The 13,195-nt window shown below is 75.4% G+C and carries 13 protein-coding genes; 4 read left to right on the top strand and 9 right to left on the bottom strand.

From position 1 onward, the window contains the following. Positions 1-77: 77 nt before the first annotated feature. The 4 genes from V5D56_RS10425 to eda all read right to left on the bottom strand — a co-directional run bounded on the left by V5D56_RS10425 (position 78) and on the right by eda (position 2,940). Positions 78-521: a zf-TFIIB domain-containing protein gene (locus V5D56_RS10425; RefSeq protein ID WP_435735280.1), complete on the bottom strand. Its 444-nt coding sequence runs from the start codon at positions 519-521 to the stop codon at positions 78-80. 98 nt (positions 522-619) lie between these two features. Further along, entirely contained in the window at positions 620-1,012 is a 393-nt protein-coding gene (locus tag V5D56_RS10420; RefSeq protein WP_435735279.1) for a hypothetical protein, read from the bottom strand. Between the two features lie 120 nt (positions 1,013-1,132). Beyond that, positions 1,133-2,275, bottom strand: a complete 1,143-nt coding sequence (locus V5D56_RS10415) for a PfkB family carbohydrate kinase (RefSeq protein ID WP_435735278.1) — start codon at positions 2,273-2,275, stop codon at positions 1,133-1,135. Between the two features lie 2 nt (positions 2,276-2,277). Continuing rightward, positions 2,278-2,940, bottom strand: coding sequence for a bifunctional 4-hydroxy-2-oxoglutarate aldolase/2-dehydro-3-deoxy-phosphogluconate aldolase (gene eda / locus V5D56_RS10410; protein ID WP_435735277.1), 663 nt, complete (start codon positions 2,938-2,940; stop codon positions 2,278-2,280). Between the two features lie 70 nt (positions 2,941-3,010). On the opposite strand from eda, the gene V5D56_RS10405 reads away from it, so the two are divergent. Next, entirely contained in the window at positions 3,011-3,901 is an 891-nt protein-coding gene (locus V5D56_RS10405) for an IclR family transcriptional regulator (RefSeq protein WP_435735276.1), read from the top strand. 45 nt (positions 3,902-3,946) lie between these two features. Continuing rightward, positions 3,947-4,330 carry a universal stress protein gene (locus V5D56_RS10400; RefSeq protein ID WP_435735275.1) on the top strand — a complete coding sequence of 128 codons (384 nt, stop codon included), beginning with the start codon at positions 3,947-3,949 and terminating at the stop codon, positions 4,328-4,330. A 16-nt stretch (positions 4,331-4,346) separates the two neighbouring features. Here V5D56_RS10400 and V5D56_RS10395 read toward each other — a convergent pair whose 3' ends face one another. Continuing rightward, positions 4,347-5,255, bottom strand: a complete 909-nt coding sequence (locus V5D56_RS10395; RefSeq protein WP_435739000.1) for a VOC family protein — start codon at positions 5,253-5,255, stop codon at positions 4,347-4,349. 260 nt (positions 5,256-5,515) lie between these two features. Beyond that, positions 5,516-6,400 (bottom strand): SDR family oxidoreductase, encoded by an 885-nt coding sequence (locus V5D56_RS10390; RefSeq protein ID WP_435735274.1) that lies wholly within the window; start codon positions 6,398-6,400, stop codon positions 5,516-5,518. A 169-nt stretch (positions 6,401-6,569) separates the two neighbouring features. On the opposite strand from V5D56_RS10390, the gene V5D56_RS10385 reads away from it, so the two are divergent. Beyond that, entirely contained in the window at positions 6,570-6,980 is a 411-nt protein-coding gene (locus tag V5D56_RS10385) for a winged helix-turn-helix transcriptional regulator (RefSeq protein WP_435735273.1), read from the top strand. Beyond that, complete coding sequence (locus V5D56_RS10380; RefSeq protein ID WP_435735272.1) at positions 6,977-7,645, top strand: nucleotidyltransferase family protein; 669 nt, start codon at positions 6,977-6,979, stop codon at positions 7,643-7,645. Before V5D56_RS10385 ends, V5D56_RS10380 begins: the two co-directional genes overlap by 4 nt. Before the next feature lie 252 nt (positions 7,646-7,897). Here the strand turns inward: V5D56_RS10380 and V5D56_RS10375 are convergent, their stop codons facing one another. From V5D56_RS10375 to V5D56_RS10365, 3 genes are read right to left on the bottom strand one after another with little or no spacing between them, the layout of a single operon-like run. After that, positions 7,898-10,816 (bottom strand): molybdopterin-dependent oxidoreductase, encoded by a 2,919-nt coding sequence (locus tag V5D56_RS10375; protein ID WP_435735271.1) that lies wholly within the window; start codon positions 10,814-10,816, stop codon positions 7,898-7,900. Continuing rightward, positions 10,813-11,751 (bottom strand): FAD binding domain-containing protein, encoded by a 939-nt coding sequence (locus tag V5D56_RS10370; RefSeq protein ID WP_435735270.1) that lies wholly within the window; start codon positions 11,749-11,751, stop codon positions 10,813-10,815. Before V5D56_RS10370 ends, V5D56_RS10375 begins: the two co-directional genes overlap by 4 nt. Beyond that, complete coding sequence (locus tag V5D56_RS10365; RefSeq protein WP_435735269.1) at positions 11,751-13,067, bottom strand: XdhC family protein; 1,317 nt, start codon at positions 13,065-13,067, stop codon at positions 11,751-11,753. The genes V5D56_RS10370 and V5D56_RS10365 overlap by 1 nt, the downstream gene beginning before the upstream one ends. Between the last annotated feature and the right edge of the window lie 128 nt (positions 13,068-13,195).

The following is a 13,195-nucleotide window of genomic DNA, read 5'->3' as shown; positions in this document are numbered from 1 at the left end:
TGGAAGACCAGCGCCCCGCGGCCGTTCCGTACCCGAGAAGTCGAGCGGACGCGTGCGACAGCCGACCACGAGCGGCGTCAGAAGTCGAAGAGGTCCCCGAGCCACGACTCCTTCTTCTTGCGCTTGGGGTAGCGTGGGTCGTAGCGGTCCCCCTCGTACCGACGGTCGCCGTCGTAGCGGCGGTCCCCCTCGTACCGGCGGTCCCGGTCGTCGTAGCGACGCTCGTCCCGGTAGCGGTCGTCGCGACGCTCGTCGTAGCCGCGCGGCGACCCGTAGTCGGCCGGCTGGGCGGGCGGGTACGCCGTGGGCCCGGGCGCGGGGGCCCCCGCGGGGACGACGGGCGGCGCGGCCGCCGCCGGTCCTGCGGCCTCGGCGGCGATCTCGCCCTCGACCGAGCGGTCGATGATCTTGTCGAGCTCGCCGCGGTCGAGCCACACGCCACGGCACGTGGGGCAGTAGTCGATCTCGACACCCTTGCGCTCGGTCATCACGAGCACGGTCTGGTCGGTCGGGCACAGCATGCGGGTCCTCCTGGTATGACCGGGACGTATGGCCGGGACGTGTGGCCGGGATGCTGCGGAGTCCAACGCCGGTCGGCCCTCGATGGTTCCCGCGAGCCTCACGTCGCGTCGTCAGGCACGAGGTGCTCGCGCAGCTCCTCGACGCGATGGCGCTCGTCGTCGAGCGCCGCGAGCGCCTCCGCGACGCGGGGCAGGAAGTCCGCGCCCGCGAGGAACCACTCGACCCCTTCGAGGAACCGTGCGGCGGCCACGTCGTCGTGCAGGGCGAGCGCCAGGTCCGCGCGGAGCACGAGCGCGCGGAACCGCACGCGCTCGGAGACGCTGCGTGTGCGCACCCCCTCGGCGGCGAACGCCTGGTCCAGCACGCGCGCCGCCCCGACCGCGTCGCCGGCACCCCGCAGGATCCGCGCGTGCTCGACGGCGCGCGCCAGGTCGGGCGGTTCGGCGGCACGACGGCGCGGCAGCCCGGGGAGGGGTGCCTCACCAGCCACGCCGTACCTCCGAGCCTCGACAGCCCGACCACCCTAGACCGGGTGGTTCCCACCGGCAGCCCGAACGCGTGGGGCCGGCCCGGGACGACGTCCCGGACCGGCCCGACGGTGGACGCGGGGTCAGCGCTGGACGCGCGCGCTGCCGCCCGAGGCGAGCTTGCGGACCTCGGCGAGCGACGCCGTCGAGGTGTCACCCGGCGTGGTCATCGCGAGCGCGCCGTGCGCGGCCCCGTACTCGACCGCTTCGGCGATCGACCCCAGCTCCATGAGCCCGTACGCGAGACCCGAGGCGAACGAGTCGCCGCCACCGACGCGGTCGAGGATCTCCAGGCCCGGGCGGTGCGTCGCCTCGGCGAAGCCCTGCACGCGCGACCAGGCGATGGCGCCCCAGTCGTTGACCGTGGCCGTCTTCACGCCGCGCAGCGTCGTCGCGATGACCTGGAAGTTCGGGTACTCCTCCGCCGCGCGACCGATCATCGCGCGGAACGCTCCCGTGTCGAGGTCGGTGAGGTTCTCGTCCACGCCCTCGACCTCGAAGCCGAGGCTCGCCGTGAAGTCCTCCTCGTTGCCGATCATGACGTCGACGTAGCGCGCCAGGCGACGGTTGACCTCCTGCGCGCGCTCCACGCCACCGATGCCCTGCCACAGCGAGGGGCGGTAGTTGAGGTCGTAGGACACGATCGTGCCGTGGCGGCGCGCGGCGGCCATCGCCGCCTCGGCGACGTCGGCGCTCGACTCGGACAGCGCGGCGAAGATGCCACCCGTGTGGAACCACCGGACGCCGCGGCCGAACAGCGCGTCCCAGTCGACGTCGTCGGGACGGAGCTGGGCGATCGCGGTGTTGCCGCGGTCGGAGACGCCGACGGCGCCGCGCACGCCGAACCCGCGCTCCGTGAAGTTCAGGCCGTTGCGCACGGTGCGGCCGATGCCGTCGTACGACCGCCACACGACGTGGCTCGTGTCGAGCCCGCCGGTGAGCATGAGGTCCTCGACGAGGCGACCGACCTCGTTGTCCGCGAGCGCCGTGACGACGGCGCCGCGCAGGCCGAAGCAGCGGCGCAGGCCGCGCGCGACGTTGTACTCGCCGCCGCCCTCCCACGCGTCGAAGCTGCGGGCGGTCTTGATGCGGCGCTCGCCCGGGTCGAGGCGCAGCATGACCTCGCCGAGCGCGACGACGTCGTACGCGCACTCGTCGGCGGGGCGGACGGCGAGCGGCGCGGTGCCGGAGGTCCCGGTGGCGGTCTCGGTGGGGGTGGTGCTCACGGTCAGGCTCCTTCGGTGACGGTGGCGAGCGAGGCGGCGAGCTCGACGGCCTCGCGCGTGCGGCGGGTGATCTCGGTCCAGTCGCCCGCGCGGACGAGCGAGCGGTCGACCATCCACGACCCGCCGGCGGCGAGCACCGACGGCAGGGACAGGTAGTCGAGGAGGTTGGCGGCGCTGACGCCGCCCGTGGGGACGAACCGCACGCCGGGGAACGGCGCGGAGAACGCCTTGACGGCCGCGGGGCCGCCGACGACGTTCGCCGGGAACAGCTTCACGGCCTTCAGCCCGAGGTCGAGCGCGGCGATGATGTCCGACGGCGTCGCGACCCCCGGGAGGATCGGCACGCCGTGCTCCTGGGCGCGGCGCACGACGGCGGCCGACAGGCCCGGCGACACGAGGAAGCGCGCGCCGGCCCGGACGGCCTCGTCGACCTGGGCGGCCGTGACGACGGTGCCCGCACCGACGAGGACCTCGGGCACCTCGCGCGCGATCGCCTCGATCGCCGACGCGGCGCCGGCCGTGCGGAACGTGACCTCGGCGACCGGCAGGCCGCCGTCGCGCAGCGCGGCGGCGACGCCGAGGCCGTCGCGTGCGTCGTCGACCACGACGACGGGGACGACGCGCGCCCGCTCGATCTGCTCCAGGACGCTGGTGTCGGCTGACATCCTCACTCCGTTTCGCTATGGTGAACGCCTGTTGTTCACTGCGGAACGCACTCTAGAGGAAGGCACCACGATGACGGAAGCCGGGCCCGCGACGTTGGGCACCGCGGCGAGCGGGCCGACCGCCCCTGCAGCGAGCCCGCTCGGCAGCGTCGACAAGGCGCTGGCCGCGCTCGAGGCGCTCGCCGCCGCCGGTCCCGGCGGCCTCGCCCTGGGTGCGCTCGCCCACGACCTCGGGCTCCACAAGACCTCGCTGCACCGCACGCTCGCCGCCCTGCGGCACCGCGGCTACGCCGAGCAGGACGACGCCACGGGCAGGTACCGGCTCGGGCCGGCCGCGACCGCGCTCGCGACCGTCTACCTGGGCGAGGAGAACCTGCCGGCGCTCCTGCACCCCGCTCTCGTCGCCGTGTGCCAGGCGACGGACGAGCTCGTGCACCTCGGGACGCTCGCCGGCACGGAGATCGTCTACCTCGACAAGGTCGAGCCCGCCCGTGCCGTGCGGGTCTGGTCGGCCGTCGGCAGGCGCCGGCCCGCGGCCACGACCGCGCTCGGACGAGCGCTCCTCGCCTACCGCGCGCTCGACGACGACCGCCTCGCCTGGTACGCGGCCGCGGCACCCGACGGCCAGGTCACGACCGCGGACCTGCGCGCCGTGTGCGAGCGCACGCGCGAGCACGGTGTCGCGCGCGAGGACGAGGAGAACGAGCGGGGCATCAGCTGCGTCGCCGTCGCCGTGCTCGACGCGGGCCGCCCGGTCGCCGCGATCAGCGTGACCGCACCGTCCGAGCGCCTCGGCGCACGGCGGCGGCGCGAGATCGAGGACGTCCTCACCCGCACGCTCCCGCCGCTGCTCCCCGCGCCGCTCACCGTGCCGCTCGCCGTGCCGACCGCCACCGCTCACCGGCCCGACGGGCTGGACGGCCGGCCCGGGCGCCGGACGGCGACGACGCCCAGCGTGTGAGAGAGTTCAACCGCAGTCCGATCGGCAGCACGGAAAGGCCCGGCGATGACCGTCCTCGTGGCGTACAACGACTCCCCGCAGGGCGAGGCCGCCCTGCACGCCGCGATCGCCGAGGCCGAACGGCGCGGCGCGCCGCTGGCCGTCCTGGTCCTGACCCCTCAGGACCCCGACGCCGGGATCCCGGCGGGCCTCGCGCACCAGCTGGACGCCCTCCCCGAGGGCATCGAGCGACCCGAGGTGACGTACCGCCCGGAGCACGTCGACCCCGCCGACGCGATCGTCGACGAGGCCGAGCGCACGCACCCGGAGCTCGTGGTCATCGGCGCGCGCAAGCGTTCGCCCGTCGGCAAGTTCCTCCTCGGCAGCACCACGCAGCGCGTGCTGCTCGACTCCCCCGCCCCCGTGCTGGTGATCAAGGCCCGGCACTGACAGACCCGACGCCGGGTCAGCGGTCGGCGCGCACCTCGACGAGGTTGCGCCACGGGTCCTCGAACCGCAGCACCGCCCCGTCGTCCTGAGCGGCGACCGCCGCGCGGGCCAGCCGCTCGCGCAGCGCGCCGACGTCGTCCGCCCCGGGCACCGTGATCGACACCTTGCCGAGCCCGAGCGACGACGCCCGCGGGCCGGCTCCGCGGCTGTTCCACGTGTTCATCGCCATGTGGTGGTGGTAGCCGCCCGCGGAGACGAACAGCGCTCCCGGCACGTTCGCCGTCTCCTCGAAGCCGAGGGCGTCGACGTAGAACGACCGGGCCGTCGCCACGTCGCCCACCTGGAGGTGGACGTGTCCCACCACCGCACCCCCGGGGCCTCCCGGCTCGGCGCCGACCCTCTCGCCCGCCTCCGACCGCGGGACGGACAGCAGGTCGCGCGACGCGTCGCTGAGGTGGTCGGCGAGGAAGGCGTTCGGGTCGAGGTGGATCGTGTCCATGCGCACGCCGTTCTCGTCCCATCCCCAGGCGTCGCGCGGCCGGTCGGCGTAGAGCTCGACGCCGTTGCCCTCGGGGTCCGTGAAGTAGAACGCCTGGGACACGAGGTGGTCGGCGCTGCCGACGAACGTGCTGGGCGCCGTCGTCGCGACGGAGGCCAGCGCGTGCGCGAGGCCGGGCTCGTCGTCGAACAGGACCGCGGTGTGGAACAGACCGGCCTCCCGACGACCCGGCACCGGCAGGTCGGGCGTGCGGTGCAGCACGACGAGCGGCGTCTCCCCCCGGCCGAGCACGACGGTCTCGGCCAGCCGGGCGCCGTCGGGCAGGGCGAGGGTCTCGGGCGTCGGGAGCACCGCGAGCGACAGCGCGTCGCGGTAGTAGCGCGTCATGAGGTCGAGGTCGCGCACGTGGAGGGTGACCGCGTCCATGCGCGTGTCGGCGGCGAGCAGGTCACCGGCGGGACGCGCGGCCGCACCCGGCCGCGCGAGGCGCTGGATCGAGGGCGAGGGGTCGGCCTGGCCGGTCATGGGGTTCCTCCCGTGCATCGGAGTGCCGCGGACGCGGCTCTCGGTTAGTTGTATCTTCAACTATTAGACCACGTCCGGAGGTCGCGTGGGGACGAGACCTGCGACCGATCGGCACGCACCCGGTCGGCGGCACCGTCCGCGCCGACCGGGTCGCGGTGCCGTCAGGCCGCGTCGGCGGTGCGGACGGCCTCGCGCAGACCGTCGACGAGGGGCGTCGTCGGCCGGCCCAGGAGGCGTGCGAGGTCACCGCTCGTGCCGGCGAGCAGCCCGTCGCGGATGTTGCCGTCCAGCGCGACGACGAAGCCCGCGGTGCCTTCGTCCAGCCCGGCGCCCGTGAGGATCTCGAGGTGCTGCTCCGGGGTGACGGCCTGGAGCGCGACCGGACGGCCGATCACCTCGGCGGCGGCCGCCGCGAGGTCGTCGAACGTCCACGCGACGTCGCCGGACAGCTCGTAGACGGCGCCGTCGTGCGCGCCGTCGTGCTGCGCGGCGAGCGCGACGACGGCCGCGGCCTCCGCGTAGTCGGCACGGCTCGCGCTCGCGACGCGACCGTCGCCCGCGCTCGTGAGGATCGCGCCCGCCTCCCGCGCCCGGAGCACGTCGGGGACGTAGTTCTCGGTGTACCATTTGTTGCGCAGGACCGTCGTCGACAGGCCCGACGCCGCGAGGAGCTCCTCGGTCGCCTTGTGCTCGGGCGCGAGGACGAGCGCCGACGTCGTGGCGCGCGGTGCACTCGTGTAGATCACGCGCGACACCCCGGCGTCCCGGGCGGCATCGACGACGTTCCCGTGCTGCTCGACGCGGCGGCCCACCTCGGAGCCGGACACCAGCACGAGCACGTCGACGCCGCCGAGCGCGGCAGGCAGCGTCTCCGGGCGGGAGTAGTCGGCCTCGCGCACGACGACGCCGCGTCCCGCGAGGTCGGCGACCGCACCGGTGGTGCGGGCGAGCGCGACGACGTCGGACGCGTCCGCGCCGCGGGCGAGCAGCGACTCGACGACGAGGCGGCCGAGGTGGCCGCTGGCTCCGGTGACGGCGATGGTCATGAGGACTCCTTCGAGAGCAGGACGGGGTGCGGCCGCCCGACGGCGGTCCGCGGCGGCACCTCAGGGCGCCACTCGTCGAGCATGTGCTTACTTTTCGATAGTGCCAACCATATGAGCGTGCGACGTATCTCACAGCGCAGCGGCGGCCGCGCCGCCCTATCCTGGCGAGATGGCCACGGAACTCAGCACGCAGGACGCCGGTCCGACCGACGAGATGGTCGCCGACGTCTTCCAGCGCGGCTGCACGTCCCGGCACGTGCTGGAGTCGGTGACCGGACGGTGGGGCGTCCTCACGGTCGCCGGTCTGCGCGACGGCGCCGTGCGCTTCAACGCCCTGCGGCGCCGCATCGACGGCGTGAGCGAGAAGATGCTCGCCCAGACCCTGCAAGGGCTGGAGCGCGACGGCATCGTCGTGCGCGAGGTCCGCGCGACCATCCCCCCGCACGTCGAGTACTCGCTCACGGAGCTCGGCGTCCGCGTGGCCGACAGCCTCACCGCACTCATCGACGTGCTCGAGGGCGCCGTCGGCGAGGTCACCGCGTCCCAGCGCGCCTACGACGCGCGCCACGACGGCGCGTGACCCCCGCCGTCCCGGACGCGCCGTCCGACCGCCCGACCGTCGGTGTGCTCCTCGCGGCCGGCGCCGGGACGCGCCTCGGCCGGGGCCCGAAGGCGCTGCTCCCCCGTCACGGCCGCCCGCTGGTCGAGCACGTCGCGGGCGTGCTGCGCGACGGAGGCTGCGACGTCGTCGTGGCCGTCCTCGGAGCAGGCGCAGACCGGGTCCGCGCCGAGGCTGCGCTCGACGCTCCTGGCGTGCGGGTCGTCGTCAACGAGGACTGGGCGTCCGGCATGGCGTCGTCCTTGCGCCAGGGCGTCGCAGCCGCACTGTCGGAGCGCGCCGCGCGGGTCGTCGTCGCGCACGTGGACCAGCCCGGCGTGCTGCCCGACGACGTCGCGCGCCTCCTCGCCGCCCACCGCCCGGGGCGCGTGGTCGCCTCGCGCTGGACGGGCGCCGTCGGGCAGCACGCCGCAGCGACGGCACCCGGCGACACCGGCGCGGGGCCCCGCTGGGCCCACCCCCTCGTGCTGGACGCCTCGCTCGCCGCCCCGGCCGCCGCGACGGCGCACGGCGACCACGGCGCCCGCGACTTCCTGCGCGCGCACGCGGACCTGATCGACGTCGTCGACCACCCGGGCGACGGCCGCGACGTCGACACCGAGGCCGACCTCGACCTCCTGACCTGACCGCACCGAACCGGGCAGGGCCGGGATGCCGCCCCAGCCGATCCGGTCGGTGAGACGACCGGCTCGGAGGGCGGGGCGACGACGACCGACTCGGTGAGACGACCGAGAAGGGTGTGGCGGGTGGGGCGGCGGCGGGTCGTGGCGGGTCTGGCGGGAGCGCCCGAGGAACGAGGGCGCGGATGGTAGACCCGCCGCCGCCCCACCCGCCGCGCCCGGACCCGACCGTCACGCCCCAGCCCCAGACGCAGACCGTCAGGCCACGACGCCCGCCGCCTTCATCCCGAGGTACACCCGGTCCCGCAGGAGCGGCAGCTCCGTGAACCGCACACCGGTCGCCGCGCGGACCGCGTTCGCGAGCGCGGGCGCGACGGGGTTGAACGGGCTCTCGCTCATGGACTTCGCGCCCATGGGCCCGATCGCGTCGCTCGTCCTCGCGAAGTACACCTCGCTGCGCGGCACGTCCGCGAAGGTGGGCAGGTGGTACTGCCGGAAGATGTCGGTCGTGACCTTCCCGGCGTCGTCCACCACGACGTCCTCGTACAGCGCCGCACCGAGCGCCTGGGCGATCCCGCCCTCGATCTGGCCGCGGCACTGGCGCGGGTTGACGACCTCGCCGGCGTCGGCGGCCTGGACGGACTGCAGGATGCGGATCTCGCCCGTCCCGCGGTGGACCGCGACGCGGAACCCGTGGACGTTGAACGCGACGGAGCGCGGCGTGCCTCCCCAGCGCCCTTCGGCGACGAGCTCGATCCCGGCGTCGGTCGCGGCGCGCGCCACGTCGGCGAGCGGGACCCGCGTCCCGGCGCGGTCGACCGCGCCGGGGACGAGCCGGCAGTCGGCGGGATCGGCAGCCCCGGACCGGTCGTCGGACATCCCGACGGCGACCTTGATGATGGTCTCGGCGAGATCCTGGGCGGCGGCGAGCGAGGCCTTGCCCGCGACGACCGTGCCGGTGGACCCGAACGCGCCCGTGTCGTGCTCCAGGAGATCCGTGTCGGACTGGCGCACGACCACCGCCGACGCGTCCTGACCGAGCGCCGACGCGACGAGCTGCGCGTGCACGGTCGTCGTGCCGTTGCCGAACTCGGCCGTCCCGACCTCGGCCTCCACGACGCCGTCCGCGCGCAGCCGCACGCGGGCGTGGGAGAAGTGGCCGCGCGGCGGGACGGTGTCGATCATCGACAGGGCCGTGCCCTCGCCGACACCCCACTCGTCCCCGAGCGTGCGGTCGTCGCGCTCGCGCCCGCGGCGCAGGGCGTCGTCGACGAGCTCGAGGCACTGGTCGAGCCCGTAGCTGCCGTGGTGCACGTCCTCCTCGGGCGTCGGGTGGGTCGAGAGCATCGGCTCACCCTCGAGGACGACGTTGCGGCGCCGCATCTCGAGGGGGTCGAGGCCGAGCCGTCGCGCGAGCTCGTCCACCGTCGACTCGATCGCGAAGACCATCTGCGAGAGCCCGTAGCCCCGGAACGCGCCGGCCGGGACGGTGTTCGTGTAGACGCTGTGGGCGTCGACCTTCTTGTTCTCGCACCGGTACACCGCGAGGGACTCGCCGCACCCGTGGAACATGACGCCGGGCCCGTGGTTGCCGTACGCGCCGGTGTTGGTCAGCACGTCGACGTGCAGCGCGGTGAGCGTGCCGTCCCGGCGCGCGCCGGCCCGCACCCGGACGCGGAACGGGTGCCGCGTCGTCGTGCCCACGAACTGCTCCGTGCGCGTGAGCTCGAGCTGCACCGGACGTCCGAGGCGCAGCGTGGCGAGGGCCGCCACGTCCTCGGTCAGCACCTCCTGCTTGCCGCCGAACCCGCCGCCGACCCGCTCGCAGTAGACGCGCACGCGCTCCGGGTCGAGGTCGAGCACGCGCGCGAGGTGCCGGCGCGCGAGGAACGGGACCTGGGTCGACGAGCGGACGACGAGGCGGCCGTCGTCGTCGAGCGACGCGATGGAGCAGTGGGTCTCGAGCGCGGCGTGCTGCACGCGTTGGGTGCGGTAGGTGGCCTCGTGCACGACGTCGGCCTCCGCGAGCCCGCGCTCGACGTCGCCCAGCTCGCTGTGCACCTCGGCGACGACGTTCGCCTCCGGCCGGGACACGCGCGCCCGGGTCGCGTCGAGGTCGGGGTGGACGAGCGGCGCCCCCGGGGCCATCGCCTCCTCGGGGTCGACGACGGCGGGCAGCGTCTCGTACTCCACGCGCACCTTCCGCACGCCCTCCTCGGCGGCGGCCACGGACTCGGCGACGACGGCCGCGACGCGCTGCCCGACGAACCGCACGACGTCGTCGAGGATCCTCGTGTCGTCGGGGTCGTCGGTGAACAGCTCGTGCTGGGCGGTCGAGAACCGGGTCGGCGGGGCGTCCTCGTGCGTGAGCACGGCGACGACGCCCGGGACGGCGAGCGCCTCGCTCGTGTCGACGGCGAGGACCCGCGCGTGCGCGTGGGGCGAGCGCACCAGCTTCAGGTGGAGCAGGCCGGGGTAGGCGGCGGGGTCGACGTCGAGCGTGTACCGCACGGTCCCCGTCACCACGCCCCGCCCGGCGGGAGCGGGCACGTCCGCCCCGAACGCCGAGGGAGCACCACCGTCCGCCGAGCGGGCACCGTGGTCCCGCGAACCAGTGCCCCGGTCCACCGAGGGAGTGCCCCGGTCCGGACGCCAGCCGTCGTGGGCGGGGTCGCAGGGTGCGGCGCCGGCCGGGTGCTCGCCCCCGCACGCCTCACCGCCGAGCACGGCCTCGCCGATCGCCCGGTAGCCCGTGCACCGGCACAGGTTGCCCTTGAGGTTGCGGGGCAGGTTCGCGCGCTGGTCGTCGTCGAAGGTCGCGGCGGTCATGATCATGCCCGCGGTGCAGAACCCGCACTGGAAGCCCTGGGCGTCGAGGAACTGCTGCTGCACGGGGTGCAGCTCTCCCTCGGGGACACCGCTCGCCGCGGCGAGGCCGGCGATCGTCGTCACGTCACGGCCCGCGGCGCGCCGCGCGGGGTAGACGCACGAGTGCACGGGGACGCCGTCGACGTGCACGGTGCACGCGCCGCAGTCGCCGGCGTCGCAGCCCTTCTTCACGCCGAGCGCGCCCTGCTCGCGCAGGAAGGTGCGCAGGCACTGCCCTGCGCGGGGCTCCGTGGTGACGGCGCGTCCGTCGACGGTCAGGGGCAGGGAGCCCGTGGTGGGGTCGCTCATCGGGGTCCTCCGTCCGTGGCGGCACCGTCGAGCGGCGCGACGAGCTCCGCGCGGATCTCCTCGGCGAGCCGGTAGGTCATGTCGCGGCGCCACGCGGGGTGGCCGTGGATGTCGTCGTGCCAGATGCTCTCGCTCTCCGCCGCCCCGCCCGCGCCCACGGCTGCGCCGTCGAGCGCGGCGTCGAGCGCGGCGGTCAGGTCCGCCGCGGAGGGGTGCGACCCGGGTGCGAAGCGCACCTGCACGGGACGCCGCGTCGCGGCGGTCACGGTGAGCACGAGCTCGCCCACGCCGTCGGGCACCGTGCTCTCTTCCCCGGGCGACGGGTCGACCCGGCCGATCAGCAGGACCCCGGACCGCCCGAGGTTGGTCAGCGACAGGCGCCGGAACGCCGTCCGCGAGCGCAGCGCGCGGTCCGGGACCCGGATCGCCCGGAGGAGCTCCCCCGGGGCGAGGGTGTTCCGCATCTCCCCCGTGACGAGCTCGGCGACGGGCTGCGTCCGACGCTCACCGCCCGGCCCCCACACCTCGGCGACGCCGTCGAGCGCCGCGGTGAGCGAGATCATCGGTCCGGCGGGGAGCGACGTGCAGACGTTGCCACCGACGGTCGAGGTGTTCCAGATCTTGAACGACGCGACGAAGGCGTCGCAGCACGGGCGGAACAGGTCGAGCGCGCTCCACCGGCCGCGCACCGGTGCGGCGGCGGCCGAGTCCTCGAACGCGTAGAGCTCCGCGACCGTGCACGTCGCGGCGATCTCGAGCCCGTCCTCGGTCACGGTGAGCGACGGCCATCCCGCGGACGTGACGTCGAGCAGGCGCCGCAGCGTCTGGCTCCCGTACGAGAAGAGGACGGTCCCGCCCGCGAGCCACGCGTCACCCTCGCGCCACTCGGCGGGGTCGGCGGTCGGGACGAGGTCGGTGACGGTGCTCAGATCCATCAGGAGGCCTCCTCGGGTGCGGTGCGGCCCGGCGTGTCCGGGGGCGCCGGGTCGGGGTGCGGGTCGACGGCGACGTGCGGTTCGACGGCGTGCGGCGGGTTCGCGTGCAGCGGGCCCCGGCTCTGGCTCAGGGGCACGACGCCGGCTCGTCCGTGCCGGGAGGCGACGATCTCGGCAGTGACCGAGACGGCGACCTCGTCCGGCGTGACGGCGCCGAGGTCGAGCCCGATGGGCGAGCGCAGGCGGGCGAGCGCGGCGTCCGGGACGCCCTCGGCACGCAGGGCGCGCACGCGCTGCTCGTGCGAGCGCCGGGAGCCCATGGCCCCGACGTAGGCGAGCGGCAGGTCGAGCGCGAGCCGCAGGAGCGGGACGTCGAACTTCGCGTCGTGCGTGAGCACCGCGACGCCGGTGCGCCGGTCGAGGCGCCCCGCGGCGGCCTCGGCCGCGAGGTAGCGGTCGGGCCACTCGACGACGACCTCGTCCGCCTCCGGGAACCGGCGGGCGTCGGCGAACACCTCGCGCGCGTCGACCAGCGTGACCCGGTAGCCGAGCAGCCGCACGCCGCGCACGAGCGCCCCGGCGAAGTCGTTCGCGCCGAACACCAGGAACCGCGGCGCGGGGAGGCGGGTCTCGACGAGCAGCGTCACGGGCTCGCTCGCGTCGTCGCACGGGGAGGTCGTCGTGCGTGTGCCGTCGGTGCCCGCATCGCGGTCGCTCTGCGCCGCCGGACCCGCGCCCGCGTCCGGACCCGTGTGGGCGGCACGCACGGTCGCGGTGCCCCCCGCGCGGAGGACGGCGACGACCTGCGCGGCGGCCGCGTCCACGGCGCCGGACCCGACGAGCCCGTGCAGCGCCGCCGCGACCGCCGGCTCGTCCGCCGCGCGTGCCGCATCCGCCCCGAGCAGGACCGCGGTGCGTCGGTCGCCGTCGATCCGCCGCACGAGGGCGGCCGGGCCGGCGTCGGCGGCGAGCGCGTCGAGCGCCCGGGCGGCGTCGTCGTCGGGGAACACGGGCTGGACGTGCACGTCGAGCGTGCCGCCGCAGCTGAGCCCGACGGCGAACGCGTCGTCGTCGCTGTAGCCGAACGTCTCGCGGTGGCACGTGCCGGCGGCGATCGCGTCGAGCGCGGCGGCGTGCACGGCAGCCTCGACGCAGCCGCCCGAGAGGCTGCCCACGACGGCGCCGTCGGCGCGCACGGCCATCGCCGTGCCGACGGGGCGCGGCACGGAGCCGGACGCCGCGACGACCGTCGCGACGGCGAAGGGGAGCTGCCCCGGGCCGAGCCACGGGGAGAGCCGGTCGACGATGTGGAGCATCGTGGTCTCGCTTCCGCCAGGGTGCCGGCGCTGCCGGCGTCCTTCCAGTGAACCCTTGCGGTGAGTCCCCTGCGTGTCCTGGGGCGCGTCGGCTGTGACGCGCCGGAAACACAGGGCTTGAATCCGCC

It is taken from the genome of Cellulosimicrobium sp. PMB13, from assembly GCF_051294865.1.
In the GTDB taxonomy this organism is placed as follows: Bacteria; Actinomycetota; Actinomycetes; order Actinomycetales; family Cellulomonadaceae; genus Cellulosimicrobium.
This window is presented reverse-complemented; position numbering and strand designations above follow the sequence as displayed.

Excerpts from the sequence above, each read along its gene's own strand:
- V5D56_RS10425 (WP_435735280.1), bottom strand. The coding sequence starts at position 521 with ATGCTGTGCCCGACCGACCAGACCGTGCTCGTGATGACCGAGCGCAAG.
- eda (WP_435735277.1), bottom strand. The coding sequence starts at position 2,940 with ATGTCAGCCGACACCAGCGTCCTGGAGCAGATCGAGCGGGCGCGCGTC.
- V5D56_RS10405 (WP_435735276.1), top strand. The coding sequence starts at position 3,011 with ATGACGGAAGCCGGGCCCGCGACGTTGGGCACCGCGGCGAGCGGGCCG.
- V5D56_RS10400 (WP_435735275.1), top strand. The coding sequence starts at position 3,947 with ATGACCGTCCTCGTGGCGTACAACGACTCCCCGCAGGGCGAGGCCGCC.
- V5D56_RS10395 (WP_435739000.1), bottom strand. The coding sequence starts at position 5,255 with ATGGACGCGGTCACCCTCCACGTGCGCGACCTCGACCTCATGACGCGC.
- V5D56_RS10390 (WP_435735274.1), bottom strand. The coding sequence starts at position 6,400 with ATGACCATCGCCGTCACCGGAGCCAGCGGCCACCTCGGCCGCCTCGTC.
- V5D56_RS10385 (WP_435735273.1), top strand. The coding sequence starts at position 6,570 with ATGGCCACGGAACTCAGCACGCAGGACGCCGGTCCGACCGACGAGATG.
- V5D56_RS10375 (WP_435735271.1), bottom strand. The coding sequence starts at position 10,816 with ATGAGCGACCCCACCACGGGCTCCCTGCCCCTGACCGTCGACGGACGC.
- V5D56_RS10370 (WP_435735270.1), bottom strand. The coding sequence starts at position 11,751 with ATGGATCTGAGCACCGTCACCGACCTCGTCCCGACCGCCGACCCCGCC.
- V5D56_RS10365 (WP_435735269.1), bottom strand. The coding sequence starts at position 13,067 with ATGCTCCACATCGTCGACCGGCTCTCCCCGTGGCTCGGCCCGGGGCAG.